Origin of the sequence: Novosphingobium indicum, from assembly GCF_014645195.1 — a bacterium.
Classification (GTDB): domain Bacteria; phylum Pseudomonadota; class Alphaproteobacteria; order Sphingomonadales; family Sphingomonadaceae; genus Novosphingobium; species Novosphingobium indicum.
The window spans coordinates 226,407-250,761 of record NZ_BMLK01000006.1; the positions used below are offsets into that span (position 1 = coordinate 226,407).

A 24,355-nucleotide genomic window follows, 5' to 3' on the forward strand; every position below is an offset into this window, starting at 1 on the left:
TCCCTTATTCGGCAGACAGCGGGGCAATGCCGCCACTGCCTTCAATCTGACTGCCGGTATCCGAGGCATGATGCTCCACCGGGCCCTTGCGGATCGTCGAGAGCATCAGGCGGACCTCGATGACGGCAAGCGCACCGTAGAGCAGGGTGAAGCCGATGATCGTCGTCCAGATCTGGCTGACGGTCAGCGAGGATGCGCCCAGGAACGTGGGCAGCACGCCCTCCACCGCCCAGGGCTGCCGGCCTATCTCCGCGAGGACCCAGCCGCCTTCGATGGCGAGCCAGGGCAGGGGTATGATCACGACGGCGACCCTCAGGAACCACTTCTTCTCGAACTGACACACCGAGGCGCAGTAGAAGGCCAGGGCGAAGAAGCCGATGAAGAAGAAACCCAGACCCGCCATGATACGGAACAGCCAGAACATTACCGGCACGTTCGGGATGGTGTCCTTGGCAGCCATGAGGATCTGCTGGTCGGTTGCCTGCCGCGGATCGCCGACATAACGCTTGAGCAGCATGGCATAGCCAAGGTCGCGCTTGTGCTTCTCGAAAGACTCGCGCGCGACCGGATCGGTGCGCTGGAACTTGAGCTTTTCGACCGCATCGTAGGCGATAAGGCCGCTGCGAATGCGTTCATCGGCCTTCAGGACAAGCTCATTGATACCCACCACTTCGCCGGTCAGGCTGCGCGTGGCGATCAGGCCGAGGACGTAGGGGATCTTTATTTCAAAACGGGTTTCCTGAACCGAGGGATCAGGAATGCCGAAGATCGCGAGGCCAGCGGGGGCTTCCTCGGTGTGCCACATGCCTTCGATGGCGGCGAGCTTCATCTTCTGGTTGTCGGTCAGGGCATAGCCGGACTCGTCGCCCAGAACGACGACCGATAGCGAGGAAGCGAGACCGAACGCGGCCGCAACCACCATTGAGCGGCGCGCCACGTTGGTCCATTTGCCCTTGAGCAGGTACCAGGCCGAAACGCCCATCACGAAAACAGACGCGCAGACATAGCCGGCGCTGACGGTGTGAACGAACTTGGCCTGCGCGACGGGATTGAACAGGACCGAATAGAAGTCGGTGACTTCCATGCGCATCGTTTCGGGATTGAACGTCGCGCCTGCCGGGTTCTGCATCCAGCCGTTGGCAATGAGGATCCACAGCGCGGAAAGATTCGATCCCAGAGCTACGCAGAAGGTGACGGCGAGATGGCCGACCTTGGAAAGGCGGTCCCAGCCGAAGAACATCAGACCAACGAACGTTGCTTCGAGGAAGAAGGCCATCAGGCCCTCGATCGCGAGCGGAGCACCGAAAATGTCGCCCACGTAGTGCGCGTAATAGGACCAGTTGGTCCCGAACTCGAACTCCATGGTGATGCCGGTCGCTACACCAAGAACGAAATTGACACCGAACAACTTGCCCCAGAACCGTGTGATGACCCGCCAGATCTCCTTGCCGGTCATCACATAGATGCTCTCCATGATGACCAGAAGAAACGAAAGACCCAGGGTTAGCGGTACGAAAAGAAAGTGGTACATAGCCGTGAGCGCGAATTGCAGCCGCGAAAGCTCGACAACCGCCATGTCCATGAGCATGCTCCTGTCGCTGTAGATAGCCGGAGGCGGGACTCGACTCATTGGGTCCCGTCGTATAGCGGGGCTGCAAATATTAGAAATTGTTAATGTAGTCAACTGCTCCTTCCATGACATTTTCTCAAGCTGTACCAGCTATTTCTGCAACCGATCAGCCGCGCGCGCGGCGCAAGGTAGGGGCAGCCGCGCTGTGGTGGCTGTCGGACTCCGGCGGGGCCATTCTTTTTGCGGGATGTCTGGCGCTCGTGCTGCAGGGCTGGGTTAGCGGGACGATGTCCAACGCGACACTGACGGTGCTTCTGGCAGGGATTGTCGCGAGCGGGATGCTGCGGGCCGGCGCGCAGGGCATGGCGGGCATCGCCGGTCAGCGTCAGGCGATCGGGATCAAGCAGAACCTGCGCACGCGCCTGCTTGCTGCGCTGCTACCGACCGGGCTGGTGCGCGGCCGCCTAATCGGTGAGGACCTGCATGTCGTCGTCGACGATGTAGAGGCCTACGAAGGCCTGATTGCGCGTTTTGAGCCGCTCAAGCTTGCCGCTGTACTCTCGCCGCTGCTGATCGCCTGTGTTGTTGCCTTTGCAAGCTGGGTCTCCGCGCTGATCATGATCGCGACGCTTATTCCCTTCGGCGTCGGCATGGCCTTCGCGGGCCTCGCCGGAAAGGCAGAGGCGGAGCGGCAGTTGCAGGCTCTTTCCCGTCTTTCGGGGCTCTTCGTTGACCGCGTCGCCACTTTGCCGGTGATCCTGTCGTTCGGCGCCGAGGACCGCGTGACGCGGCAGATCGGCGAAGCCGCGCGAGAAGTTGCGTCCCGCACGATGCAGGTGCTGCGTATCGCTTTCCTTTCCAGCGCGGTTCTGGAATTTTTCGCGGCGCTCTGCGTAGCGCTGATTGCGGTTTATTGCGGTTTTTCGCTGCTGGGCTTGCTGCCGTTTCCCGCTCCGGAAGCGCTGACGCTGGGCCGCGCGTTCTTTGCGCTGGCGCTGGCGCCCGAATTCTATCTCGGCATGCGCAGGATGGCAGCGGCCTATCACGACAAGCAGCAGGGCGAGGCTGCCGATGCCAGCATTGCCGAGGCGCTGGGCAAGGCAGAGAGCCGTCCCGGTCCCGATCCGGTTCCCGCAAGCTGCGTCGTGCAGAATCTTGCCGTAGTCAATCTGGAAGTCGCCTATGCCGACACCCGCATCGGCCCATTTACGGCGCTCTGGGAAGGCCCCGGTCTGCATGCCGTTGCCGGGCCGACGGGTGTGGGCAAGTCTTCGCTTCTCCACGCGCTTATTGGCATGGCCCCCGATATGGCGGGAACGGTCCTGTTGAACGGCGCGCCCGTGGCGCCGGTGTCGTTGGTCGAGCGCGTGGGATGGGCCGGGCAGAAGCCCCTGCTGCTCCCGGGAACGCTGGAGGACAACCTCAAGCTTGGCGGAGGCGTCGATGCCGATCTCCTGCCGTTGATCGAGGCCTGCGGTCTCTCCGATCTCCTGCGCGAGCGCGGAATGCACTTGGCGATCGATCCGCGCGGGTCCGGGCTGTCGGGGGGGGAGCGGCGGCGCATCGGTCTCGTTCGCGCCATAGCGTCGGGCCGGCCGATCCTGCTGCTCGACGAACCGACTGCCGATCTCGATGCGGTGACCGCCCGCAAGGTTATCGATCTGATCGCCCGGACCGCGCGTGACCGGCTGGTGATTGCCGCTACGCACGATGCGCGGCTTGTCGCCCAAAGCGCCAGCGTGATGACGCTGTCATGATCGAGCAACTGCTTCAGGACGCAAGCCGTCGCCAGCGCCGTGCGACCGGTGTGGCCATTCTCCTCGCCGTGCTGGCGGCCGTGGCGGGTGTCGGCCTGCTTGCCGTTTCCGGCTGGTTTCTGACCGGCGCGGCGATAGCCGGGGCGTCCGGCGTCGCCGCAGCGCGCGGGTTCAATTACCTTCTGCCGAGCGCCGGCATTCGCGCCTTCGCCATCGTGCGCACGCTCGGGCGCTACGGCGAAAGGCTGTTCAGTCACCGCGCGGCATTCTTCGCGCTTGCCGATGTGCGCCCGGCCTTGTTCGCGCGCCTCGCGGCGGCGGAACCGGAAGCGGTGTTCTCCCGGCCCAGCGGGCAAGTTGCAGCGCAACTGGGGTCAGATGTCGATGCGCTCGAGGACTCCGTGGTTCGCCGCGTCACCCTGCCGGGGGCACTGGCTGGCGGCGTTACGGCGCTGGTGGCTTGCCTGTTCGCCGGGCTATGGTCGGGCGTTGCTCTAGGTGTCGGTCTTGCGGGCATGCGGCTGGTTTCGCGGACGCTGACACCGAAACTGATCGCCGGGCCCGTTCACCGGCGCGCCGATGCCGTGACCCGGCTCAAGTCCGCCTACGCTGAATATGCTGCCTGTGCCGTCGAGATCAGCGCTTACGGGTTGGTGCCCCAGATCGTCGAGGCCATGGCGCCCGATGTCGAGGAACTGGAAGCGTCCCGGCTGGCGATAGTGAACGCCGAAGCAACGACGCAGGGACTGCAGCTCATTCTGGCGGCGCTCACAGTCGCCGGCGTGCTGGTGCTGGCGAAGGGCGGAGCCGCTCTGGCGGCTGCCGCAGCGCTGGCAGGGGCAGCCGGTGCGGAGGCCTGGTCCGGGCTGACCCGGACCGACGTGCAGCGCCCGCGCGTGGACGATGCCATGACGCGTCTGGAGGATATGGCTTCGTTGCCTGCGCGCGCTCCTCAGCATGCCGAACTGGAGCAGCTGTCCGCAGAGCCTGTAACATTGGAGGCCGATGGCCGCGAATGCGTTGTGCAGCCCGGAGAGCGCGTACTGATTACGGGCGCGTCCGGCGCGGGAAAATCCCGCATTCTGGGGACGATACTCGGCTTGCGCTCCGATGCGCCGCAGCGCGTGTTTGTCGGAGAAGCGGAGGTTCGCGAGCTGGGGCTGGAAACGCTGCGCAGGGTATTCGGGAACGCGCCGCAGGATGCCTCGCTGATTGCCGGGACCGTGGCGGACAATCTGCGTCTGGCGCGGCAGGGGGTTACCGAAGCGCAGATGTGGGAAGCACTGAAGGTGGCCTGTCTTGCGGATACCGTGAGGGCTTTGCCGCATGGCCTCGACCAGTGGCTAGGCGCTGACGGTGCGCGGCTGTCCGGTGGTCAGCGCAAGCGGTTGTCCGTGGCGAGGGCGTTGCTGTCCGGTCGCCCCTGGCTGGTTCTGGACGAACCGAGCGAAGGGCTGGACAGCGTGACTGAACAGGAATTGGCCAAGAACCTCGATCGGTGGCTGGAGGACACACGCACCGGCCTGATCCTCGTAAGCCACCGTCAGGGGCTGCATAGCCTGACCGGCGCAAGCTTCACCCTTTGAGGGCCAGGGCTGCACCGGGTTTGATCATGGCTGCGGCACGAGGCGCATGGCTGCTCCGCCGCCGGGAGCGAGCCATAGGTCCATCGTATCGCCCTTGCGCACCGTGCGCGTCTCGTAGGCGATGCGGTGACGCGTTTCGGTGAGGTAGGTTGCGCCGTCGCCATCCTTCCAGATCTTCACCTGATAGGTCTTGCCCGGATCGAGGAAGTCGAACTTCAGCGTCACGGTCCGCGCCGTCGCATCGTTGACGCCGCCGACGAACCAGCGCCGCGAATTGCGGTCCTTGCGCGCGAAGATCGCGTAGTCGCCCACTTCGCCAGCAATCAGGTGGCTTTCGGCCCAGTCGGTCGGAACCGAACTGATGAAGTCCATCTCGCGCGGATACTGTTCAAGCTGATCGACGAAGTCCGCCGCCATCTGGATCGGTGAGTAGATCGCCAGATAGACCCCCAGCTGTTTGGCGAGAGTCGAGGCGAGGGGGGCGTGGTTGGCGCCTTCCAGACTCAGCACGCCGGGCGTGAAGTCCATCGGACCTGAAAGCATGCGCGTATAGACGAGCGTCGGTTCGTGGTCCGGCCCGTTGGCGAACCGGCCCCATGCATTGTATTCCATGCCGCGTGCACCTTCGCGCGAGACCCAGTTCGGGTAGGTCCTGCGCAGCCCGGTGTCCTTGATCGGCTCGTGCGTATCGATCGCCACGTGATGCTTCGCCGCCGTTTTCACGACATCGAGATAGTGGTTCACCATGCGCTGGCCGTCGTGCCATTCCATCAGCGTCTCGCCCGGCCTGTTTCCAGGAGCGATGATGCCGCCGGCATCGGCGACATAGCCGGTCTTCACAACATCGACGCCAAGCTTGCCGTAGAGCGCGAAGGCATCGTCCATCTGCGCTTCGTAATTGGCGATATTGCCGCCAGTCTCGTGATGGCCGATGAGGTGAACGCCCTTCTTGCGGGCGTAATCCGTAACAGCCTTGAGATCGAAGTCAGGCGTGGGCCGGGTGAAGCTGAATTCGTCGCCATGGCCGAACCAGTCGCCATTCCAGCCCTTGTTCCAGCCTTCCACCAGAACACCGCGGAAGTGGTGTTTGGCGGCATAGTCGATGTACTTCTTTGCCCGGGCGGTCGTGGCGCCGTGCCTGGGGCCCTCGGCCCAGCTCCAGTCGTTGCGGATCATGCCCCACCAGATCCCGATATAACGCGCCGGCTTGAACCAGCTCACGTCGCCCAGCTTGTTGGGCTCGTTGAGATTGAGTTCGAGGCTGTTCTCGATCAGTCCTGCCGCGTTGTCGGCAATGCGGATCGTGCGCCAGGGCGTCGCGAAAGGCAGATCGCGAACGACGCGCGGTCCATCGGGTGAGGGCGCGAGGGTGGTGCGGAACTGCTGCCCGGTGACGCGCTTGAAGCGGTAGCCTGCATAGTCGACCAGCGCCGCTTCGTGGAACGAGAGGTGGGTTCCATCGTCGAGCCGCATGGTGATGGGCGTATGAGCCGTGGAAACGGCGTCTATCGGGGTCTTCTGGTAGACCAGCTCATACCGGTTCCACTCGCCGCCGGGGATCCACCAGGCGGTGCCCTTGGGCACGATATCGAACTCGGTCACCTCGTCGGCGATCCGCATCGTCTTGAGTGCGGGTTGCTTGGGCAACTCGTAACGGAAGCCGATGCCGTTATCGAACAGGCGAAAGTGGACGTTCATCAGCCGCGAGCCCTGCGTTTCGGACTGCTGCAGCTTCACCGTGACTTCGTTGTAGCGATCGCGCACGAACCGGCGCTCGCCCCAGGGCTGCTCCCAGGTGTCGTCGTGGCTGTCTGTCTCGCTACCGACGATGCGGAAGCCGCGGACCATGTTGAGGCCGTCGGTGAGCAGGAAGCCCAGCGTACTCGGCGCAATCAGCAATTTGCCCTTGCGCGAAAGCGACCAGGTGGCGCGGCTTTCGTTGTCGGTGGAGACGGTCAGGACCAGACTGCCATCAGGTGAGCTGGTCGTGACGGCGGGCCGGGTTTCTTGCGCTAGAGCGGGGGCCGAAAGCGTCGCGAGCGACAGGCTGGCTGCAACCAGCAGGCGGTGCGGCTTCATGTCCGGTCTCCTTCGGCGATCCAGGCTGCGCCCCAGGCGGGCAGCTTGCCGAGTTGGGTATCGTTGACAGCGGCAAGGACGGTGCCCTCGGGTACAACGGCGGACGGCCACTCTGCCGATCGCGCAGAAATGTTGAATACGCCAACGACGGTCCGATCGGTCCCCTTACGGCGGACCACCAGCCGGGTTTCGTCGCATAGCAGCACTTCACACGGGCCGCTCCGCAGGGCGTCGTTCGTGCGGCGAAGGCGCAACAATTCGCGTGTGAGGTGCAGCTGAGAGGTGCTGTCGGCCTCTTGCCTGTCTATGGCCCGGTTCAGGTTCTGCGCGCTGACCGGAAGCCAGGGGGAGCCCTTGCTGAAACCGCCGTTTTGCGCTTCGGCTTCCCACGGCAAGGGCGTACGGACGCCATCGCGGGAAAGCGTCAATGGCCAGTTGGCGATGGCTTCCGGGTCCTGCAGCATTTCGAAGGGCACTTCGTCTTGCAGCAGCCCCAGTTCCTCGCCCTGATAGAGGATCGGATTTCCGCGCAGCGACAGCAGCAGCATGGCCTTCATCCGCGCGAAAGCATCGATTTCGGAGGGCTCGCACCAGCGCGAAAGTGCGCGCGGGGCATCGTGGTTTTCGAAAGCCCAGCTCGGCCATCCGGTGCCGGGCGTGTCGGGCCAGTCCTCCAGTGCTTGCGCGACCAGTTTCGGCGTCAGCAATTCGGCATAGAGGAAGTTGAAACCGTAGGCGCTGTCCAGGCGCTCGTCGCCCTGTGTGAAGGCCTTCATTTCGCTGGCAGCCTTGCGACCGCCGACTTCCGCGAGCGAGAACGTGTGCGGATAACTGGCGATCAGCGCCTGCAGCCGTTCGATGAACCCGACGATGTCTTCATGCGACTGGTTGTAGACCTGCAGCTGGAAATCGAAGGGCCGCGTGCGCACGGTGCCGTCGTCGGGCGCGGGCGGATTGTTGCGGAGCAAAGGGTCGTGCATCGCAAAGTTGAGCGCATCGATCCGGAAACCGGACACGCCTCGATCGAGCCAGAACTTCGCGACGTCGAGCAGGGCCTGCTGCACATCGGTATTGTGCAGGTTGAGCTGGGGCTGCTCGGCAAGGAAATTGTGCATGTAGTACTGGCCGCGCCTTGCGTCCCAGCGCCAGGATGGTCCGCCGAACACAGATTGCCAGTTGTTGGGCGGCGAGCCGTCGACCTTGGCGTCTGCCCAGACGTACCAGTCGGCGCGCGGATTGTTTCGGCTCGAGCGGCTTTCGGCGAACCATGCGTGCTGATCGGAGGTGTGGGCATAGACCTGATCGATCATCACTTTCAGGTCCAGTTCGCGGGCGCGGGCGACCAGCGCATCGAAATCAGCCAGTGTCCCGAAGATCGGGTCGACCGCACGGTAGTCCGATATGTCGTATCCGAAGTCCGCCATCGGCGATGCGTAGAAAGGCGAGATCCAGATCGCATCGACACCCAGGGACGCAATGTAGTCGAGCCGCGAGGTGATGCCGGCGAGGTCGCCGATTCCGTCGTCGTTCGAATCCTGAAAGCTGCGCGGATAGATCTGGTAGATCGTGGCGCCGCGCCACCATTCGGCCGTTTTGCCTGCTACCGGCGGGGCGGAGGGAAGGTCTTGTTTCATCGTGATCCTGGGGGAGGAAAGGTGATCAGGGTTGCGCTTCGCAGACACTGAAGGCGAGCGGTGGCAGTGTGATGGCGATGCTGCCCGGAGCGCTTGCCATGTCGGGGCAGTCGGACCCGGCCAGCGTCGAGAACGACTGCGAGCCTGCCTCTACTGCAACATTCGATGTGACGGGCTTGGTCGACGTGTTGAAAGCCAGAACGACTTCCTCGCCGTTGTCCGGATCGAACCGCGATACGGCGAAAAGGCCGGGTGTTTCGGACGTCGCACGCAGCACGGTGCTGCCTTCGGTGAGGGCAGGCGTATCGCGACGGACGGCGGACAGATTGGCGATGAACTTGTAGAGAGGATGCTGGCCGTCGAAATTGGCCTGTGCCATCGTCGCGGTCGTGCCGACCAGCGTTTCCGCGTTGTAGAACGCGGTTTTCGAAGGGAACATGTCCTGGCGCGCCAATTGGTCACCGCCGGCGCCGACGAAACCCTGTTCGTCGCCGGAGTAGATCGTCGGCACACCGCGCAGTGTCAGCAGCATGGCATGCGCCAGCTCGTCGCGGGCCAGAAGTTCCTGGGCGTCGATGCCGGGGTTAGCCTTTGCGATGAACATCGCCACCCGGCCCGCGTCGTGGTTGCCGAGGAAGGTGGGCAGTTGCAGCGCGGTCTTCTTGCCGCCCGGATAGAGAACGTCGTCGTCGTCCAGCTGCGCCAGTTCCTGGGTGCCGTTCTTGCCGCTCACGGCATCGATGACGGCGTGCATGAAGGCGAAGTCGAGAACGGCGGGCAGCCCCGCATGGCGCGTCCACGATGCCAGCAGGGCCGGATCGTAATCGTCGTCGGCCACTTCACCGAAAATATGGAAATTGGTGATGCCGCGCGCCTGCGCGCGGGCTTGCATGGCGGGCACGAAGCGGCGCCAGAATTCCGGATTGACGTGCTTGGCCGTATCGATGCGGAAGCCGTCGACACCGTACTTGTCGATCCAGTCGCCGTAGATGGCGATCATGCCCTCGATCACGCGGGGGTTTTCCGTAGCGAGATCGTCGAGGCCGACGAAATCGCCGTACTGCGCGCTTTCGCCCTTCCAGTCGGTGTTGCCGCGGTTGTGATACCAGATCGGGTCATTGAGCCAGGCGGGGACTTTCACATCCTCCTCGCCCTTCGGGACCACCGGGGTATAGGCGAAGGTGGGATTGGTCAGCTTGGCCCAGTTCTGCGGGCTGGCATCGTCGTCGCCGGCGAACCCGGGATTGATCGCCGGGCCATCCACCGTGCCTTTTGTCGAGAACGGATAGTCGGCCTTGGAACGGTAGGGATAGGCCTCCGCCGTGCCTTCCTCGTACTGGATCACATCGGCAGTGTGGTTGGCGATGATGTCCATGTAGACCTTCATCCCGCGCGCATGGGCGGCATCGACGAAGGCCTTGAAATCGGCATTGCTTCCCAGATGCGGATCGACCTGCGTGAAGTCGGTGATCCAGTATCCGTGGTAGCCTGCGCTCTCCTGCCCCTTGGGGCCCTGTACCGGCTTGTTCTTGAAGATCGGACCGACCCAGATGGCGGTGGCGCCGAGGCCCTGAATGTAGTCCAGCCGCTGCGTCAGGCCCTTGAGGTCGCCGCCATGGTAGAAGGCCTTGTCTGACGGATCGAAGCCGGTCTGGAGCCGGTCGCCCTTCAGGTCGCCCTTGTCGTTCGAGGCGTCCCCGTTTTCGAAGCGGTCGGGCAGGACGAAGTAGATCACTTCCTGCTCGGGAGGGCGGGCGCGCATGTCCTCGACAGGCGTTGAGAACGCTGCCGTGCCGCAAAGGGCCAGCGACAAGGCGATGCTGGAGGAAAGCAGGCGGATCATCGGACAGTCTCCGGCTCGGCTCTGGTAGCGCAGCGCGCCGCAAGGAAGTCCATGTGAAGCGGCATCGGGCGTACCGTCTCGATGCAGGCTTTCTCGACAGCGCCGAGAAAGCCGCCGAGTTCGTCGGGTGAAAGCCGGTTTGCGATCGGGTTCCAGCGCTTCGGAACCACACCTTGTCCGGCCAGCACCTGAAACCATGCCACTTCGGTGAACAGCTCGTCCGCGCCCGGTTGGATGTGGCAGGCTTCGCGGTACTCGGCGATGCGCGCCTCCAGGCTATCGGGCACCGGCATCGTGCGGCAGTGATCCCAGAAGGGCTCGCTGACACGCTGGTTGGTCTTGTAGTGCAGGATGAGGAAGTCGCGGATGCGCTCGAATTCCTCGGCGCAGCGGCGGTTGAACCCGTCGCGCACGGCGTCGTTCGCGGGCCCGGAGGGGAGTACCGTCAGGAACCGGGTGATGGTCGACTGGATGAGATGGATCGAGGTCGATTCCAGCGGTTCCATGAAGCCGCCCGAGAGGCCGACAGCCAGGACATTTCGGTTCCACGTCTTGCGGCGGCGTCCGGTCACGAAGCGTAGCACCCGCGGATCGGCGGGCGCGGGTGCTTCGAGGTTCTCCGTGAGTGTCGCCGCCGCTCCTTCATCGGAGAGATATTCGGAGCAATAGACCAGACCATTGCCGATGCGATGCTGCAGCGGAATGCGCCATTGCCAGCCTGCCTTGCGAGCGATCGAACGCGTGTAGGGGGTGAACGGTCCCGCAGCACTGCACGGCGCGGCGACGGCACGGTCACACGGAAGCCAATGGCTCCAGTCCTCGTATCCGGTTTCGAGCGCCTCTTCGATCAGCAGGCCGCGAAAGCCAGTGCAGTCGATGAAGAAGTCGCCTTCGAAGGAGCGACCGTCGTCCGTTTCCACAGCGGCGATGTCGCCGTTGTCTCCGCGTACGACGCAGGCCACTTTGCCTTCGTGCCGGACGACGCCCATCGCTTCGGCATGACGCCGCAGAAACGCTGCATATAGCCCCGCATCGAAGTGATAGGCCCAGGGTACTTCGGGAACGCCGGGCCCTGAAACGCCCGTCGCCATGCGACCGGTACGCGCGGCGATTTCGTTGGCATTGTAGTGGCCCAGCGGCCTCGCGATACCGACGGCCGACGCGCGCGCCCAGTAGTGGCGAAACGGCAGCAGGCCGTGCTGGCGGCCCACCGCGCCAAACGCGTGCATGTAGCTGTGGCCGTCCCGCAGCCAGCCGGCGAACTCGATCCCCAGCTTGTAGGAGGCGGAGGTCTCTCGCAGGAAGTCGGCTTCGTCGATGCCGAGCGCTTCGTTGAACAGTCGGATCGGCGGGATCGTCGCTTCGCCCACGCCAACGGTGCCTATGGCATCGCTTTCGATGAGGGTGATACTGTAGCCGGGCGGTACGAAGCGGGCGAGGGCGGCCGCGCTCATCCATCCGGCAGTGCCGCCGCCGAGGATGACGATTCTGAAGCTGGTTTCAGTCACGCTGGCCGATCTCCCGAAACAGGTACCGCATCTTAGATAGAGCGACGGCCTCCCGCCTTCCTAACAGGAGGCAGCGGCGGAGCCATGTAAAGAGTCCCTTTGCTGGCTCCGCCGCCGGGTCCGGGAAAGGGAGGAGGAGGGATCCCCGGACCGCTGTCTGCAGGCAACCCGAACCGGATGATCCGGGCTGCGTCATTTCGATGTCGTCAGAACTTGTAGGTGAAGCCGGCTAGGAAGCGGCGGCCATAGGTCTGATAGTCGATGATCCGCCGGCTATCGCCCGGTTCGTAGGTCACGAAGGGCTCGTCGGTCAGGTTCTGGCCTTGAATGTAGAGCGAGAGGCCTTCGAGCGCGCTGCCCGGCTGAAAGTCGTAACCGATCTGCGCATCGATGATAGTTTCCGGCGCGGCCCGGCGGCGCACGCGATTGGCTGCGAAGCCCGAGACTTCACCGATGAAGGTCGAACGGTAGCGGACCGAACCACGCGCGTTGAAGCCCCACTTCTCGAAGTAGGCGGTGCCGTTGGCAACCCACTTCGAATAGCCCGGAAGATCGCTGGAAGGCGCACCCGGCGTCGGGGCGATCTTGGTTTCGGTATAGGCGACCGAACCGGTCACGCCGAAGCCGTCGAGTGCCGAGACGAATGTGTCGAGCGGCAGGGTTGTCGCGAGTTCGACGCCGTAGAGCTTGCCGCCCTTGCCGTTGATGGGAACGTTGAGCTGCGCAGTCGGCGAAACGACCACATCGTTGCCCGGATCCTGCAAGGCCAGGAGGTTCGTCGGGATCGTGATGTCCTGATTGTAGATGTAGCTCTTCAGGTCCTTCCAGAAGAACTGGGCCGCGATGTAACCCTTGGCGCCGAAGTACTTCTCGAAGGTGAGGTCGAGAGCATTGGCGCGCCACGGACGCAGATCCGGATTGCCGGATTCGCCAGTTACCTGCGCAACGTTGCCCGTCACGGTGTAGTTCCAGCTCAGCGACGCACGCATGTCGTCGAGCCGCGGCCGGATCGTCTCACGCGCTGCGGCGAAGCGGATCACGAAATCGCTCGGGAAGCGCAGCGAGAGGTTCAGGCTGGGCAGGACGTCGAGATAGTTCGTCGTCGCATTGCGCGGCAAGGAGCCAATGTTCGGCGAACCGTTGGCATTCTGACCGAGATAGACCGCGGTCGCACCCTTAGAGTTCTGGTCGGTCAGGTTGGCCTGAAGGCCGATATTGCCGGTGAGGTGCGCAGCACCGATATCGGTATCGATATTGGCCTGCGTGTAGAAGGTCATGATTTGCTCGCGGATCGAGTAGCTCTTGACCACGACATCGCCGTAGGGGTTGGGCACCAGATTGTAGATACCGTCGTTGATCAGGTCGATCGGGTTGTAGCTGATCACCGGACCGAGGCCGAGGTACTTCAGGTTCGTGGTGCCGAGGCGATACTCGTCGGGCACCGGCACGCTGGTCGTACCATCGGTATTGGCGGCCAGGCCCAGGAAGTATTCCTCGGGAACCAGCGACTTGGACTGGTTGGTGTAGTTCCAGCCGGCCTGGATCGAGCTGAACGGCCCCTTGTCGAAATTCTTCGAGACTTCGACGCGGAACTGCCAGAGTTCATCCTTGACGATGCGGTTGTTGTAGTAACCGTCCTGACCTCCGACGATGGTCGTGCCGTCAGTGCCGATCTGCGTGCCGCCCCAGCCTTGCGGGCTCGTCAGCATCATCAGATTGTAGTCGCCGTAGTCGAGGCCGTGCGTGAAGCTGGTGCCCGACGCGCTGCTGTTGAAACCGATCGTGTCGGTTGCGCCCTGACCGTCGCGGCCAGTGCCCGAATAGCTTTCGATGGTCAGCTCGTTGCGATCGGTCTTCGAGTAGCTGGCGTCGAACATGGCGTTCCAGCCGTCGTCGCCTTCCCACTTGTTGTTCCAGCCGAACGAATAGAGCTTGGCGTGGCGCTGGAACACATCGTTGCGCAGCACGCCCTTCACGCCGGTATATTCGCCCTGGGTGATCAGGCCGTCAGAGGTCGTGTAGCCGGGCTGAAGCGATGCGCTGGACCAGTAGAGCGGCAGTTCGATGCCGCGCTTGACCTGGTCATCCTTGAAGTTGGAATAGAACGCGTCGATCGTTGAGGTGAAGCGCGGGTCTGGGCGCCATTCAAGCGTGCCGTTGAGGCCAAGGCGCTTGAGCTTGGTCGACGTATTGTACGACTTCGAGCCGCCGATCACCTTGTTGCCGTCTGCCGCGTCCGCATAGCCCCAGGAGTTGAATTCCTGGATCTGATAAGGTTCGTCGGTGTAGCTCGCCCCCAGCGCGATGCCGATTGTATCGTTGGCGAACTGGTCCACGTACATGCCGTTGACGCGGTAGCCCATGTCCTCCGAACCGACATTCAGCTTGCCCTGATCGTTGTATGAACCGCGCGCGCCCACGGAAATGACCCGCTTGCCCGTCTCCAGCGGGCGGATGGTGCGCATGTCGACGGTGCCGGACAGGCCCTGACCGACGAGGCTGGCCATCGGCGTCTTGTAGACGTTGACGGCGCTGATCGCTTCGGCCGGGTACTGGTCGTATTCGACGGCGCGGTTGTCGCCGGTCGATGTCTGCTGGCGGCCGTTTAGGAGAGTGGTCGAGAAGTCCGGCGCGAAGCCGCGGATGGCGATCACGTTCGAGCGGCCCGAGAGGCGCTGCGAAGTCAGGCCGGGCAGGCGGGCGATCGATTCCGCGATCGAGGAGTCGGGCAGCTTGCCGATGTCCTCTGCCGTGACCGATTCAACGATCTGCTCGGAGGTCTTCTTCTTGTTGACCGCGCTTTCGAGGCTCGCCCGGAAGCCCGTGACGATGATGGCGCCGTTGTTGAGCGCGGCATCGCCTTGGTCGGACGCATTGGTGTCCTGCGCATGGGCTGCCACCGGTGTTGCGGCAGCGAGAGCTGCGGCGATAGCCATGCAGGACGACGTCCTGACGGCAGAAAACTCTGTGCGAAGCGACATCTCTTGTCCTCTCCTGTGCCAGCCCCGACCCGGAAAAAAGCAGTGGCTGGCAATGTCCTTGCGAAGAGCCCGGCGATTATTGCCGCGACTCCGTCGGTACAGCGTGCTTAGGGCGCGATGGGCTTATGCATAATATGGCATACGTATACGCAAGTGCAGCCGGGATACGGTGCGTTGCACGAATGCAACGATGACCAACTCCACGCTATCGTAATCCGATTTGAAATCTTAAGAACGGGTTAGAGGCGAGGACCGGTGCCGTTCGGTTTCAAGCTTTTAACGCGAACACGGTGAAAACACCGGGGTGAGGGAAATGGGACGCAAACCAAGCAATCGGCCGACGAGCTTCGATATCGCCTATCGCGCAGGAGTATCGCAGCCCACTGTCAGTCGCGCCTTGCGTGGCAGTAAATCGGTAAGTGCCGCCACGCGCGAGCGGATCGAGGCCATCGCGCGCGAACTGAATTACTCGGTCGACAAGAACGCCTCTTCGCTGCGGTCGCAGCGTTCCAACACTATCGCGCTGTTGTTCTTCGAAGAACAGACGCCGGACGATCTCAAGATCAACCCGTTCTTTCTGGCCATGCTGGGATCGATCACCCGGCAATGCGCCAATCGTGGTTTGGACCTGCTGATCTCCTTTCAGAAGCTCGAGGACGACTGGCACGTGCGCTATCAGGACAGCCATCGTGCCGACGGCCTGATCCTCCTCGGTTATGGGGACTACACGCTCTACAAGAGCCGGCTGGAGCAACTGGTGGGGCAGGGCACCCATTTCGTGCGCTGGGGCTCCGTCAGCGATGACAACCTCGGTGCCACGGTGGGGTCCGACAATGTCGGCGCGGGGCGCATGGCGGGCGAGCATCTGCTTTCGCTGGGTCGGCGCCGCATAGCCTTTCTGGGGCAGGCGGACGAGCACTATCCGGAGTTCGCTGATCGCTATCGCGGGCTGTGTGAGGCACTGGAGGCTGCGGGGATCGCACCGGACCCGGCTCTGCTGCGCGATGCCATCAGCCACGAGGAAATGGGCTTCAGCGCCATGCAGGGACTGCTGGCCGAGGGGGTGGCGTTCGACGCCGTGTTTGCAGGAAGCGATCTCATCGCCGTTGGCGCGATGCGCGCGCTGGCCGCTGCCGGGGTCTCGATACCCGATGACGTGGCGATCATGGGCTTCGACGACATTCCGGCAGCCAGCATGACCAGCCCGCCGCTGACAACCGTGATGCAGGATCTCAAGAGGGCGGGCGAACGCCTGGTCGAATCCCTGATCGCGCAGATCGAGGACAGCGATGCACCGCCCTCCACGCTGGACACACAGTTGGTCGTGAGGCGCAGTACCGCCGGACAGACGGCGGGATAGGCATTCGTATGCATGTTGCCGACACGCTATTGCCGTGCAACGCAAACCCTTCGATCTGAGGCGGCGCCAGTCTGCCGGGATAGGGAAGGACGCGATGGAAATGCGGCAGGGGCGTAAACCCCGGCAAGGCTGGGCCGGCCTTTGGAACATCAGTTTCGGCTTCTTCGGCATCCAGATCGGCTTCGCGCTGCAGAACGCGAACATGAGCCGGGTCTTCCAGTCGCTGGGGTCGAGCATTGATGACCTTCCGGCGCTCTGGGTGGCCGCGCCGCTCACGGGACTGCTGGTGCAGCCGATCGTAGGTCATCTTTCCGATCGAACATGGCTCGGCCGCCTGGGGCGCCGGCGCCCCTATTTCCTGACTGGCGCCTTGCTTGCCACGATTGCATTGCTGTGGATGCCCGAGAGCAATGGCTTGCTGATGGCAGCACTGCTGCTGTGGATGCTAGACGCAAGCCTCAATATCTCGATGGAGCCGTTCCGCGCCTTCGTGGGCGATATGCTCGACAGGGATCAGCATACGGCCGGCTATGCCGTGCAGACCGCTTTTATCGGGGCAGGTGCGGTCGTGGGCTCGCTGTTTCCCTATGTCCTCGACCATCTTGGCGTAGCCAACACCGCTGCTGCCGGGAGCATCCCGGACACCGTACGGTACAGTTTCTGGGTAGGAGGCATCGCGCTTTTTGCCGCGGTTCTCTGGACGGTTGTCACGACGCGCGAATATTCTCCCGAAGAGCATGCCGCGTTCCATGGAGAGGAGCCCGCCGAGGATGCCGCGTCTTCCGCCGCGCTTGCCGGGCGCAGCCTTCTGGGCGGGGTCAGGTGGATCGCGGCGGGCGCAATCGTTGCAGCGGCAGTCTGGAACTGGGCGCTGGAAAAGGAGGTCTACCTCCTTGCCGCCTTGCTGGCGGCCTATGGCTTGGCTTCGCTGCTGGCCATCCGTCTTGCTCGCGCGGGACGCAGCGCATCGATGCTGGCCGGGATCGTCGGTGACTTCGCGGGAATGCCGCCGCTGATGAAGCGTCTTGCTTTCGTGCAGTTCTTCAGCTGGTCGGCCCTGTTCATCATGTGGATCAATACGACGCCGGTCGTGGCGCAGTACCACTTCGGGTCTGCCGATCCGGCTAGCGCCGCCTATCAGGAAGCGGGCAACTGGGTGGGTGTGCTGTTCTCGGTCTACAATGGCGTGGCCGCGATCGCCGCACTGGCCTTGCTGCCCGTGCTGTCTTCCCGGCTGGGCAAGGCCCGGGCGCATGCTCTGTGCCTTGCGGCAGGTGCATTGGGCTTCGGCGGGTTTCTTGTCCTGCGTGATCCGGACGCCCTCGTGATCTGCGAGATCGGTATCGGCATAGCGTGGGCGTCCATTCTCGCCATGCCTTATGCCATCCTCGCCAGCAGCCTGCCGCAGCGCAAGCTCGGCATCTACATGGGGCTCTTCAATGTCTTCGTCGTCCTGCCGCAGCTTCTGGTGGCGACGGTGATGGGTTCGATCATGAAGCCTTTGTTTCCGGACGAGCCGATCTGGACGATGGCCTTTGCTGCCGCAACACTGCTGGTGGCTGCGGCAGCGTCTCTGAGGATCGGCGAAGGCGAGCAGCCGCCCCTGCTCTAGCGCCGCCGAGAAACCTTCTCACTGCTGTGCGTAATTTTGCGTCTTCGATTTGCATCTATATTACGGTAGGTGCGTTGAAGAACAGCAAGCACTGCATGGGAAAGGACCGACGGATGCGCGCCACCCCCGAATTCGATTTTGCGCTCGGCGAAAGCGCCATGATGATCCGCGAAAGCGTTGCGCGCTTCGCCGACGAGCAGATCGCGCCGCTGGCGGAAAAGATCGATGCGGAGGACTGGTTTCCGCAGGATCTCTGGCCCGCGATGGGCGAGCTTGGTCTGCACGGTATCACTGTCGAGGAAGAGTGGGGTGGCATCGGCCTCGGCTATCTCGAGCACGTGATCGCGGTCGAGGAAGTCAGCCGGGCATCCGCTTCGGTGGGCCTGTCCTACGGTGCGCACTCGAACTTGTGCGTAAACCAGATTCGCCGCTGGGGCACTGAGGAGCAGAAGGCAAAGTACCTGCCCAAACTGATCTCGGGCGAGCATGTCGGCAGCCTCGCCATGTCGGAAACCGGCGCCGGCTCGGATGTTGTCGGCATGAAGCTCAGGGCAGAGGCGGTATCCGGCGCCTTCCGGCTCAACGGCACCAAGTTCTGGATCACCAACGGCACTTATGCCGATACGCTGGTGGTCTATGCCAAGACGGGCGAGGGCTCGAAGGGCATCACAGCCTTCCTGATCGAGAAGGGCATGGATGGTTTCTCGATCGGTCAGAAGATCGACAAGATGGGCATGCGCGGTTCGCCGACCTGCGAACTGGTATTCGAAGACTGCTTCGTGCCTGAAGGGAACGTGATGGGGCCGCTCCATGGCGGCGTCGGCGTGCTGATGAGCGGGCTCGATTACGAGCGCGTCGTGCTGGCCGGGCTGCAACTCGGCATCATGCAGGCCTGCCTCGACACCGTCATTCCCTACGTCCGCGAACGTCAGCAGTTCGGCAAGCCGATTGGGGCCTTCCAGCTCATGCAGGCCAAGGTCGCGGACATGTATGTCGCGCTGCAGTCGGCCCGCGCCTATGTCTATGCGGTCGCCAAGGCGTGCGATGCCGGGCAGACGACGCGCTTCGATGCAGCGGGGGCGATCCTGCTGGCGAGTGAAAATGCCTTCCGCGTTTCCGGTGAGGCCGTGCAGGCATTGGGCGGTGCGGGCTATACCAAGGACTGGCCGGTCGAGCGCTATCTGCGCGATGCCAAGCTGCTCGATATCGGTGCCGGCACCAACGAAATCCGCCGCATGCTTATCGGGCGCGAACTGATCGGGGCCAATTAGCCCTTATGCCGCGCCACGGCTGTGGCGCCAGAAAAGCAAGATCCCGGCTCAGCCCCGATAGGCTGGGCCGGGATTTTTGCATTGGCTTGCAGGATGTAGTGATATATAGTGGATCATAAGTAAGCAAAGCCCGATAAAGGGCGCCTCTTGGGAGAGTTCGAAGATGTCCACTGCACCTTCTGCGGAATGTCCGGTTCACAAGGGACGCGACGATCGCAAGAGTGCGCGACTGGCAGAGGCCAATCTGACGCCGGCTGCGGGCGCACGGGTCGTTTCTTCGTTCACTGCGGGGCGCGAAATTCTGCGTTCGTCGAAAGTCCGGCAAGCCGGAGCGAGTGCCGATCAGATCGATCTCAGCCGCCCCGAGGAGATATCGTTCTTTTTCCTCGATGGCGAAAAGCACCGCAAGCGCCGTGCTGCCGTAGCGGGCCTCTTCGCGCCAAAGACAATCGTGACGCGCCACCGGGCGGTGATGGACCGCACGATGGACGAAATCGTGGCGGGCCTGCAAAGCCGGGGGTCAGCGCCGCTCGATGAACTGAGCTGGCAGATGGCAGTGGACGTTGCCGCCGAAATCATCGGTCTCACCGAAAGTGACAGCAACGCCAACCTCGCCAATCGGGTGAAGGCGGTTCTGGACTCCTCGGTGTCTCGCAAGCCCGGCTTTCTGAATACCCTGCTGTTCAACGCGAAGATGATCCCGCGTGTCGGCAAGTTCTGGAAGCATGATCTTGCCCCCGCCATCGAGGCGCGCAAGCGCGAACCCAAGGACGACGTGATCTCCTTCATGGTGAAGGAGAACTACTCGAAAAAGGGCATGATCATGGAGTGCCTCAGCTACGGCGGGGCAGGCATGATGACCACGCGCGAGTTCATTGTCATGGCTGCCTGGCACCTGTTCGAGAAGCCCGATTTGCGTGAGCGCTTCCTGACCGGCGGCGAGGACGATCAGTTCGCGATTCTCGAGGAAATCCTCCGGTTGGAGCCGGTTGCTTCGCTCTTGCACCGCAAGGCTGCAGAGCCGGTCGAGAGCGCGCAAGGCGCCTCGATGAAGGAAGGTGAGACGGTTTGCGTCTCGATCCGCGAAGCGAACACGGACGAGGCGATTACCGGCCCATGTCCCTACGAACTCGATCCGGATCGCGCCAAGCGGATGAAGGTCGTCGGGCCTTACATGAGCTTTGGCGACGGGCCCCACCGCTGCCCCGGCGCGCAGGTGGCCTTGCATGAATCGCGCGTGTTCCTCGACCGTCTGTTTCGGCTGCCGGGCATCCGCCTCGTTTCCGAACCGCAAGTTCAGTGGAATGCGCAGATCCAGGGATATGAACTGCGCGGCGCTGTCGTGGCGTGCGATCCGGCCTGAAGCGAGGACAGAATATGGTCGCTATCCGGTTTATCGCTGTCGACGGCAGCATGCAGACGATCGACGCAACCGTTGGTATCTCGCTGATGGAAAATGCCGTCGCCAATGGCGTTGAGGCCATCGAAGCGATTTGCGGCGGGAATGCCTACTGCGGCACCTGCCGCGTGCATGTGGAGCCCGAATGGCGAAAGGTCACCGGTGCGGTCACCGAGATGGAGGAGCCCATGATCGAGGCGAGTGGCGACACCGATCCGGGTGTACGGCTATCGTGTCAGATCGAGGTGACCGCGGCACTTGAAGGCCTTGTCGTTCGCACGCCTGCATCGCAGAGCTGAATACTTCAGGCACTGGCCTGGATTGGCTCGACGGGAATGATCTGCTGGGCCAGCCGCTCGACTTCGGCCCGGTCGTGACTGACGTAGAGGATGGGCAGGCGCAGTTCGTCGCGGATGCGCTCGATCAGACGAAGGATCTCCTCACGCCGGTCGGCATCGACCGAGGCGAGTGGCTCGTCCATCAGCAGGAAACGCGGGGCGGAGAGCAGGGCGCGGCCTATGGCGACGCGCTGGGCCTCGCCGCCCGACAGCGTGGCGGGCATTCTGTCGAGCAGGTGCCCGATGCCAAGCAGGTCCAGCGCGACATCGATCGACAGCCAGCGCCCGTCCGCTGCAACGCGCTTCCAGCCATAGAGCAGATTGTCGCGAACGGAGCGGTGCGGAAACAGGCGCAGATCCTGAAACACGTAGCCGCAGCGCCGCTTCTCCGGCTTGAGGTTGATCCGCTGCTGGCGGTCGAACAGCGGTGTTCCGGAAACGGTGATATGCCCATCGACCGGGCGGACGAGCCCCGCGACAGCATCCAGAAGGCTGGTCTTGCCGGCGCCGGAAGGGCCGAACAGGGCGGTCAGCCCTGGTCCTGCAGAAAATGTGTAGGCCAGACGCGTGTCGCCGCGCTGAAGGGTTATTGCGATGTCAAAGGACATGGCGGCCCCTTCCATGACCGCTCCGGCGCGAGAGCCACTCCGAAAGCACCAAGGCGCCGACCGAGAGTAGGACGGATAGCCCAGCCAGTCGCGCGATCTGCAGCTCCGAACCGGGAAGCTGCAGGGCGCTGTAGATTGCCAGTGGCAGGGTCTGGGTTTCGCCGGGAATGTTCGAGGCGAACGTAATGGTTGCGCCGAACTCGCCCACCGACCGGGCGAGGCCCAGCACGAGACCGGCGAGAATGCCCGGCATGGCCAATGGGAGCGTGACCGTCATAAAGGTGCGCCAGGGCCCGGCGCCCAATGTGCGCGCGGCGCTTTCAAGCCGCCGATCCACCGCCTCGAGCGACAATCGCATTGCCCGCACCATAAGCGGCAGGGCCATGACTGCAGCGGCCAGTGCGGCGCCGGTCCAGCGGAACAGAAATGTCAGGCCTATGGTGTCGGCGAAAAAGCGACCCACAGGGGCATTGGTGCCGAACGTCAGAAGAAGCAGCCAGCCGGTCACCACAGGCGGTAGCACCAGCGGCAAGTGAACCACGGCATCGAGCACGACCTTGCCGGGAAAACGCCAGCGCGCCAGCATCCAGGCGAGCCCGAATGCCAGCGGCAGCACGGCCGCAATGGCGACGCCGCTCACCTTGAGCGAGAGGAGCAGGACCTCCCATTCTGCCGGCGACAACCCCTGCATGCGGGCGTTACTGCGTGCCGAAGCCGAAGCGGTGGAAGATCGCTTTGCCTTCGCTGGAGATCAGAAACTGCCGGAAGCGTTCACCTTCTTCGTTGTTGGACGAGGCGAGCAGGGCGACCGGATAACTGATCGGTTCGTGGCTGGTCTGCGGAAAGATGCCAACGACTTTGACGGCGGGATCGGCCTGTGCATCGGTGCCGTAGACCACGCCGAGCGGGGCTGCACCCCGGCTCACGAGGGCCAGCGCGGCGCGCACATTTTCCGCAGGCGCAAGCTTGTCCTTGACCGAATCCCACAGGCCAAGCCTGGTCAGCGACTGCTTGGCATAGATCCCGGCAGGAACGCCGCCGGGATCGGCAATGGCGAGCCTGCCTGACCCCAGCGTTTCCGCGAGCGGCATATCCGGACGAACGGCCAGCATCGTCTTGCTGTCCTGCGGCGCGATCAGGACGAGCGTGTTGCGCAGGAAAGAGGTGCGGGTGCCCGGCTTGAGCAGCTTCTTGCCTTCCAGTTCATCCATCCAGGCTTCATCGGCTGAAATGAACAGGTCCGCCGGAGCGCCGGCTTCGATCTGGCGGGCAAGTGCGGAAGAGCCGGCGAATGAAATACGGGGACGCGGATGGCCTTTGGCTTCCCATGCGCCTGCAGCCGCATTCATCGATTCCTGCAGGCTCGCTGCAGCAAGCACCGTGGGCGCCTGTTCCGAGCGGGTGGCCAGAGACGTCGAGGCCGCCAGCACCGCCAGCAGGGTTATGAATAGGGCTAGCGCCTTACGCATTTCGGGTATCTCCGGGCGGTTTCTATATCCCAGTGTATATGGATATGGCTCTGTTGCATAGCAGCAAAGCGGCGCCTTTGCGGACCCGTTCCGACAACTGCAGCTTTATCTTTTGCTTTTCAGGCTTTCTGACGCGCACGGGGCTCCGCGCGCAGCAGGTTCGACAGCCTGTCCAAATTGCTGTCCTGCGATGCATCATGAAGCTTGGCCTGCAAATTGCGATAGAGCGCCAGCACCTCCTCGCCCATCTCTGTAAGCCGGGCGCCGCTGCTCTGCGCGCGACCGGGAGCCGTATGAACCAATGGAGACTGCCAGCATCGATTCATGGCGTCGACCAGCAACCACGCCCGGCGATAGCTCATGTCCATCGCTCGCCCTGCTGCCGAAATCGACCCATGCTCGTTGATCGCCTCGAGCAGGTCGGCCTTGCCGGGCCCCATGGCGATCTCGTCACCGCAGTAAAACTGGATCTTGATTTTGAGCGTTCGGTTGCCGGCCATGGAGCGACCCTAGGACCGGTGCACTACGGCAGCAAGCGAACTTGCGGGATTGGCTGATTCGGAGAAAAGGGGACGAATTTTTTGCACCAGTCTGGGGAAAACTTCGCGGCCTCGGTGCTCTGCGTCGGGCTGCTACGAAGTAACCGATATTTGCTGCCTTGCAAGGTACCGACTGCGCTGACGATCGGGATTATCGTTTCGTCGCAAAACGTCGAAAACGAATGCGGCGTTTGTGCGCTGCAATACTGCCTGAGTGAAATTCATTCATGGTTGCAGGGTTTTGGAATAATAGGTCTCCGGATTGAATTTTAAATACGCCCGAAGATGCAACTTTTGCTGGAGGGCGACGGGCTCGTATCAATATAGCCGAAAATGACAGGTTATGTTATAAGGCTTACCAACAGAGCAGAGGTGTGACGTCAACGGGCGCACTCCCACGGGGCCGCATGAAGAATTCGAGGGGTGGTCCCTCGAAGTGGTCAGAAGCCCCCTTCAATGAATTGAGGATGCCCAATGAAGGTCGCTGAGCAAGATATTATCGGTATCGATCAAAGGTTCGAAGTCGGGCGCGACACGGATTGCGCCAAGACGTCGGGTCTCTTCTACGCCGCAAAGGATGCGCATGATCTTGAGCTCGAGCACGATGCTCGCGGACTGATCATGGCTATCGTGCTGTGCATGGCATGCTGGGCAGCGCTGGGCTTTTTCCTGCTGAGCTGATCCTACAACTCCACGGGATTACCTCTGGCCCGAAGCAGGCCGTGGGATTTGCCTTAGAGCGGTTTTCGACCGTTCTGAATCGGCATGGGATTCCCTTTGGTCACGATTTCTGATTCAGAA

Annotated in this window: 18 protein-coding genes; 8 read left to right on the top strand and 10 right to left on the bottom strand. The window is 62.9% G+C overall.

Annotated features, from left to right (window positions below):
* Nucleotides 1–4: 4 nt before the first annotated feature.
* On the bottom strand, nucleotides 5–1,582 hold the full coding sequence (locus IEX64_RS08275; RefSeq protein ID WP_188819178.1) for a cytochrome ubiquinol oxidase subunit I: 1,578 nt from the start codon (nucleotides 1,580–1,582) through the stop codon (nucleotides 5–7).
* Between the two features lie 113 nt (nucleotides 1,583–1,695).
* Here IEX64_RS08275 and IEX64_RS08280 point away from each other — a divergent pair, with 113 nt between their 5' ends.
* The gene (locus tag IEX64_RS08280) at nucleotides 1,696–3,327 is read left to right on the top strand and encodes an ABC transporter ATP-binding protein/permease (protein WP_229710148.1); all 1,632 of its coding nucleotides are present in this window, start codon (nucleotides 1,696–1,698) and stop codon (nucleotides 3,325–3,327) included.
* Nucleotides 3,324–4,913, top strand: a complete 1,590-nt coding sequence (locus IEX64_RS08285) for an amino acid ABC transporter ATP-binding/permease protein (protein ID WP_188819179.1) — start codon at nucleotides 3,324–3,326, stop codon at nucleotides 4,911–4,913. The genes IEX64_RS08280 and IEX64_RS08285 overlap by 4 nt, the downstream gene beginning before the upstream one ends.
* A gap of 24 nt (nucleotides 4,914–4,937) precedes the next feature.
* Here the strand turns inward: IEX64_RS08285 and IEX64_RS08290 are convergent, their stop codons facing one another.
* The 5 genes from IEX64_RS08290 to IEX64_RS08310 form a co-directional block, all read right to left on the bottom strand.
* A complete protein-coding gene (locus IEX64_RS08290; RefSeq protein ID WP_188819180.1) occupies nucleotides 4,938–6,992 on the bottom strand; it encodes a glycoside hydrolase family 97 protein in 2,055 nt (684 codons plus the stop codon).
* On the bottom strand, nucleotides 6,989–8,626 hold the full coding sequence (locus IEX64_RS08295; protein ID WP_188819181.1) for an alpha-amylase family glycosyl hydrolase: 1,638 nt from the start codon (nucleotides 8,624–8,626) through the stop codon (nucleotides 6,989–6,991). The genes IEX64_RS08290 and IEX64_RS08295 overlap by 4 nt, the downstream gene beginning before the upstream one ends.
* 25 nt (nucleotides 8,627–8,651) lie before the next feature.
* A complete protein-coding gene (locus tag IEX64_RS08300) occupies nucleotides 8,652–10,469 on the bottom strand; it encodes an alpha-amylase family glycosyl hydrolase (RefSeq protein ID WP_188819182.1) in 1,818 nt (605 codons plus the stop codon).
* The gene (locus IEX64_RS08305; RefSeq protein WP_188819183.1) at nucleotides 10,466–11,977 is read right to left on the bottom strand and encodes a tryptophan halogenase family protein; all 1,512 of its coding nucleotides are present in this window, start codon (nucleotides 11,975–11,977) and stop codon (nucleotides 10,466–10,468) included. The genes IEX64_RS08300 and IEX64_RS08305 overlap by 4 nt, the downstream gene beginning before the upstream one ends.
* Nucleotides 11,978–12,183: 206 nt before the next feature.
* Complete coding sequence (locus IEX64_RS08310) at nucleotides 12,184–14,913, bottom strand: TonB-dependent receptor (RefSeq protein ID WP_188819184.1); 2,730 nt, start codon at nucleotides 14,911–14,913, stop codon at nucleotides 12,184–12,186.
* 358 nt (nucleotides 14,914–15,271) lie between these two features.
* On the opposite strand from IEX64_RS08310, the gene IEX64_RS08315 reads away from it, so the two are divergent.
* The 5 genes from IEX64_RS08315 to IEX64_RS08335 all read left to right on the top strand — a co-directional run bounded on the left by IEX64_RS08315 (nucleotide 15,272) and on the right by IEX64_RS08335 (nucleotide 20,899).
* Nucleotides 15,272–16,318 (top strand): LacI family DNA-binding transcriptional regulator, encoded by a 1,047-nt coding sequence (locus IEX64_RS08315; RefSeq protein ID WP_188819185.1) that lies wholly within the window; start codon nucleotides 15,272–15,274, stop codon nucleotides 16,316–16,318.
* Between the two features lie 94 nt (nucleotides 16,319–16,412).
* Complete coding sequence (locus IEX64_RS08320; protein WP_229710149.1) at nucleotides 16,413–17,930, top strand: MFS transporter; 1,518 nt, start codon at nucleotides 16,413–16,415, stop codon at nucleotides 17,928–17,930.
* Nucleotides 17,931–18,043: 113 nt separating this feature from the next.
* Nucleotides 18,044–19,201, top strand: coding sequence for an isovaleryl-CoA dehydrogenase (locus IEX64_RS08325; RefSeq protein WP_188819186.1), 1,158 nt, complete (start codon nucleotides 18,044–18,046; stop codon nucleotides 19,199–19,201).
* A gap of 163 nt (nucleotides 19,202–19,364) precedes the next feature.
* A complete protein-coding gene (locus tag IEX64_RS08330; RefSeq protein WP_188819187.1) occupies nucleotides 19,365–20,564 on the top strand; it encodes a cytochrome P450 in 1,200 nt (399 codons plus the stop codon).
* A 14-nt stretch (nucleotides 20,565–20,578) separates the two neighbouring features.
* Nucleotides 20,579–20,899, top strand: a complete 321-nt coding sequence (locus IEX64_RS08335; protein WP_188819188.1) for a 2Fe-2S iron-sulfur cluster-binding protein — start codon at nucleotides 20,579–20,581, stop codon at nucleotides 20,897–20,899.
* Between the two features lie 5 nt (nucleotides 20,900–20,904).
* Here IEX64_RS08335 and IEX64_RS08340 read toward each other — a convergent pair whose 3' ends face one another.
* From IEX64_RS08340 to IEX64_RS08355, 4 genes are all read right to left on the bottom strand, one after another.
* Nucleotides 20,905–21,546, bottom strand: coding sequence for a molybdenum ABC transporter ATP-binding protein (locus IEX64_RS08340; RefSeq protein ID WP_188819189.1), 642 nt, complete (start codon nucleotides 21,544–21,546; stop codon nucleotides 20,905–20,907).
* The gene (gene modB, locus IEX64_RS08345) at nucleotides 21,536–22,237 is read right to left on the bottom strand and encodes a molybdate ABC transporter permease subunit (protein ID WP_188819190.1); all 702 of its coding nucleotides are present in this window, start codon (nucleotides 22,235–22,237) and stop codon (nucleotides 21,536–21,538) included. Before modB ends, IEX64_RS08340 begins: the two co-directional genes overlap by 11 nt.
* A 7-nt stretch (nucleotides 22,238–22,244) precedes the next feature.
* Entirely contained in the window at nucleotides 22,245–23,015 is a 771-nt protein-coding gene (modA, locus tag IEX64_RS08350; protein WP_188819191.1) for a molybdate ABC transporter substrate-binding protein, read from the bottom strand.
* A 119-nt stretch (nucleotides 23,016–23,134) separates the two neighbouring features.
* A complete protein-coding gene (locus IEX64_RS08355) occupies nucleotides 23,135–23,515 on the bottom strand; it encodes a winged helix-turn-helix domain-containing protein (RefSeq protein WP_188819192.1) in 381 nt (126 codons plus the stop codon).
* Between the two features lie 513 nt (nucleotides 23,516–24,028).
* Between IEX64_RS08355 and IEX64_RS08360 the strand changes: the two genes are divergently transcribed.
* Complete coding sequence (locus IEX64_RS08360) at nucleotides 24,029–24,235, top strand: hypothetical protein (protein WP_188819193.1); 207 nt, start codon at nucleotides 24,029–24,031, stop codon at nucleotides 24,233–24,235.
* Nucleotides 24,236–24,355 lie beyond the last annotated feature (120 nt).

Bases quoted from the DNA above. Each gene is read 5' to 3' on its own strand.
- IEX64_RS08275 (WP_188819178.1), bottom strand. From the start codon at position 1,582: ATGGACATGGCGGTTGTCGAGCTTTCGCGGCTGCAATTCGCGCTCACG.
- IEX64_RS08280 (WP_229710148.1), top strand. From the start codon at position 1,696: ATGACATTTTCTCAAGCTGTACCAGCTATTTCTGCAACCGATCAGCCG.
- IEX64_RS08285 (WP_188819179.1), top strand. From the start codon at position 3,324: ATGATCGAGCAACTGCTTCAGGACGCAAGCCGTCGCCAGCGCCGTGCG.
- IEX64_RS08290 (WP_188819180.1), bottom strand. From the start codon at position 6,992: ATGAAGCCGCACCGCCTGCTGGTTGCAGCCAGCCTGTCGCTCGCGACG.
- IEX64_RS08295 (WP_188819181.1), bottom strand. From the start codon at position 8,626: ATGAAACAAGACCTTCCCTCCGCCCCGCCGGTAGCAGGCAAAACGGCC.
- IEX64_RS08300 (WP_188819182.1), bottom strand. From the start codon at position 10,469: ATGATCCGCCTGCTTTCCTCCAGCATCGCCTTGTCGCTGGCCCTTTGC.
- IEX64_RS08310 (WP_188819184.1), bottom strand. From the start codon at position 14,913: ATGGCTATCGCCGCAGCTCTCGCTGCCGCAACACCGGTGGCAGCCCAT.
- IEX64_RS08315 (WP_188819185.1), top strand. From the start codon at position 15,272: ATGGGACGCAAACCAAGCAATCGGCCGACGAGCTTCGATATCGCCTAT.
- IEX64_RS08320 (WP_229710149.1), top strand. From the start codon at position 16,413: ATGGAAATGCGGCAGGGGCGTAAACCCCGGCAAGGCTGGGCCGGCCTT.
- IEX64_RS08325 (WP_188819186.1), top strand. From the start codon at position 18,044: ATGCGCGCCACCCCCGAATTCGATTTTGCGCTCGGCGAAAGCGCCATG.
- IEX64_RS08330 (WP_188819187.1), top strand. From the start codon at position 19,365: ATGTCCACTGCACCTTCTGCGGAATGTCCGGTTCACAAGGGACGCGAC.
- IEX64_RS08335 (WP_188819188.1), top strand. From the start codon at position 20,579: ATGGTCGCTATCCGGTTTATCGCTGTCGACGGCAGCATGCAGACGATC.
- IEX64_RS08340 (WP_188819189.1), bottom strand. From the start codon at position 21,546: ATGTCCTTTGACATCGCAATAACCCTTCAGCGCGGCGACACGCGTCTG.
- modB (WP_188819190.1), bottom strand. From the start codon at position 22,237: ATGCAGGGGTTGTCGCCGGCAGAATGGGAGGTCCTGCTCCTCTCGCTC.
- modA (WP_188819191.1), bottom strand. From the start codon at position 23,015: ATGCGTAAGGCGCTAGCCCTATTCATAACCCTGCTGGCGGTGCTGGCG.
- IEX64_RS08355 (WP_188819192.1), bottom strand. From the start codon at position 23,515: ATGGCCGGCAACCGAACGCTCAAAATCAAGATCCAGTTTTACTGCGGT.
- IEX64_RS08360 (WP_188819193.1), top strand. From the start codon at position 24,029: ATGAAGGTCGCTGAGCAAGATATTATCGGTATCGATCAAAGGTTCGAA.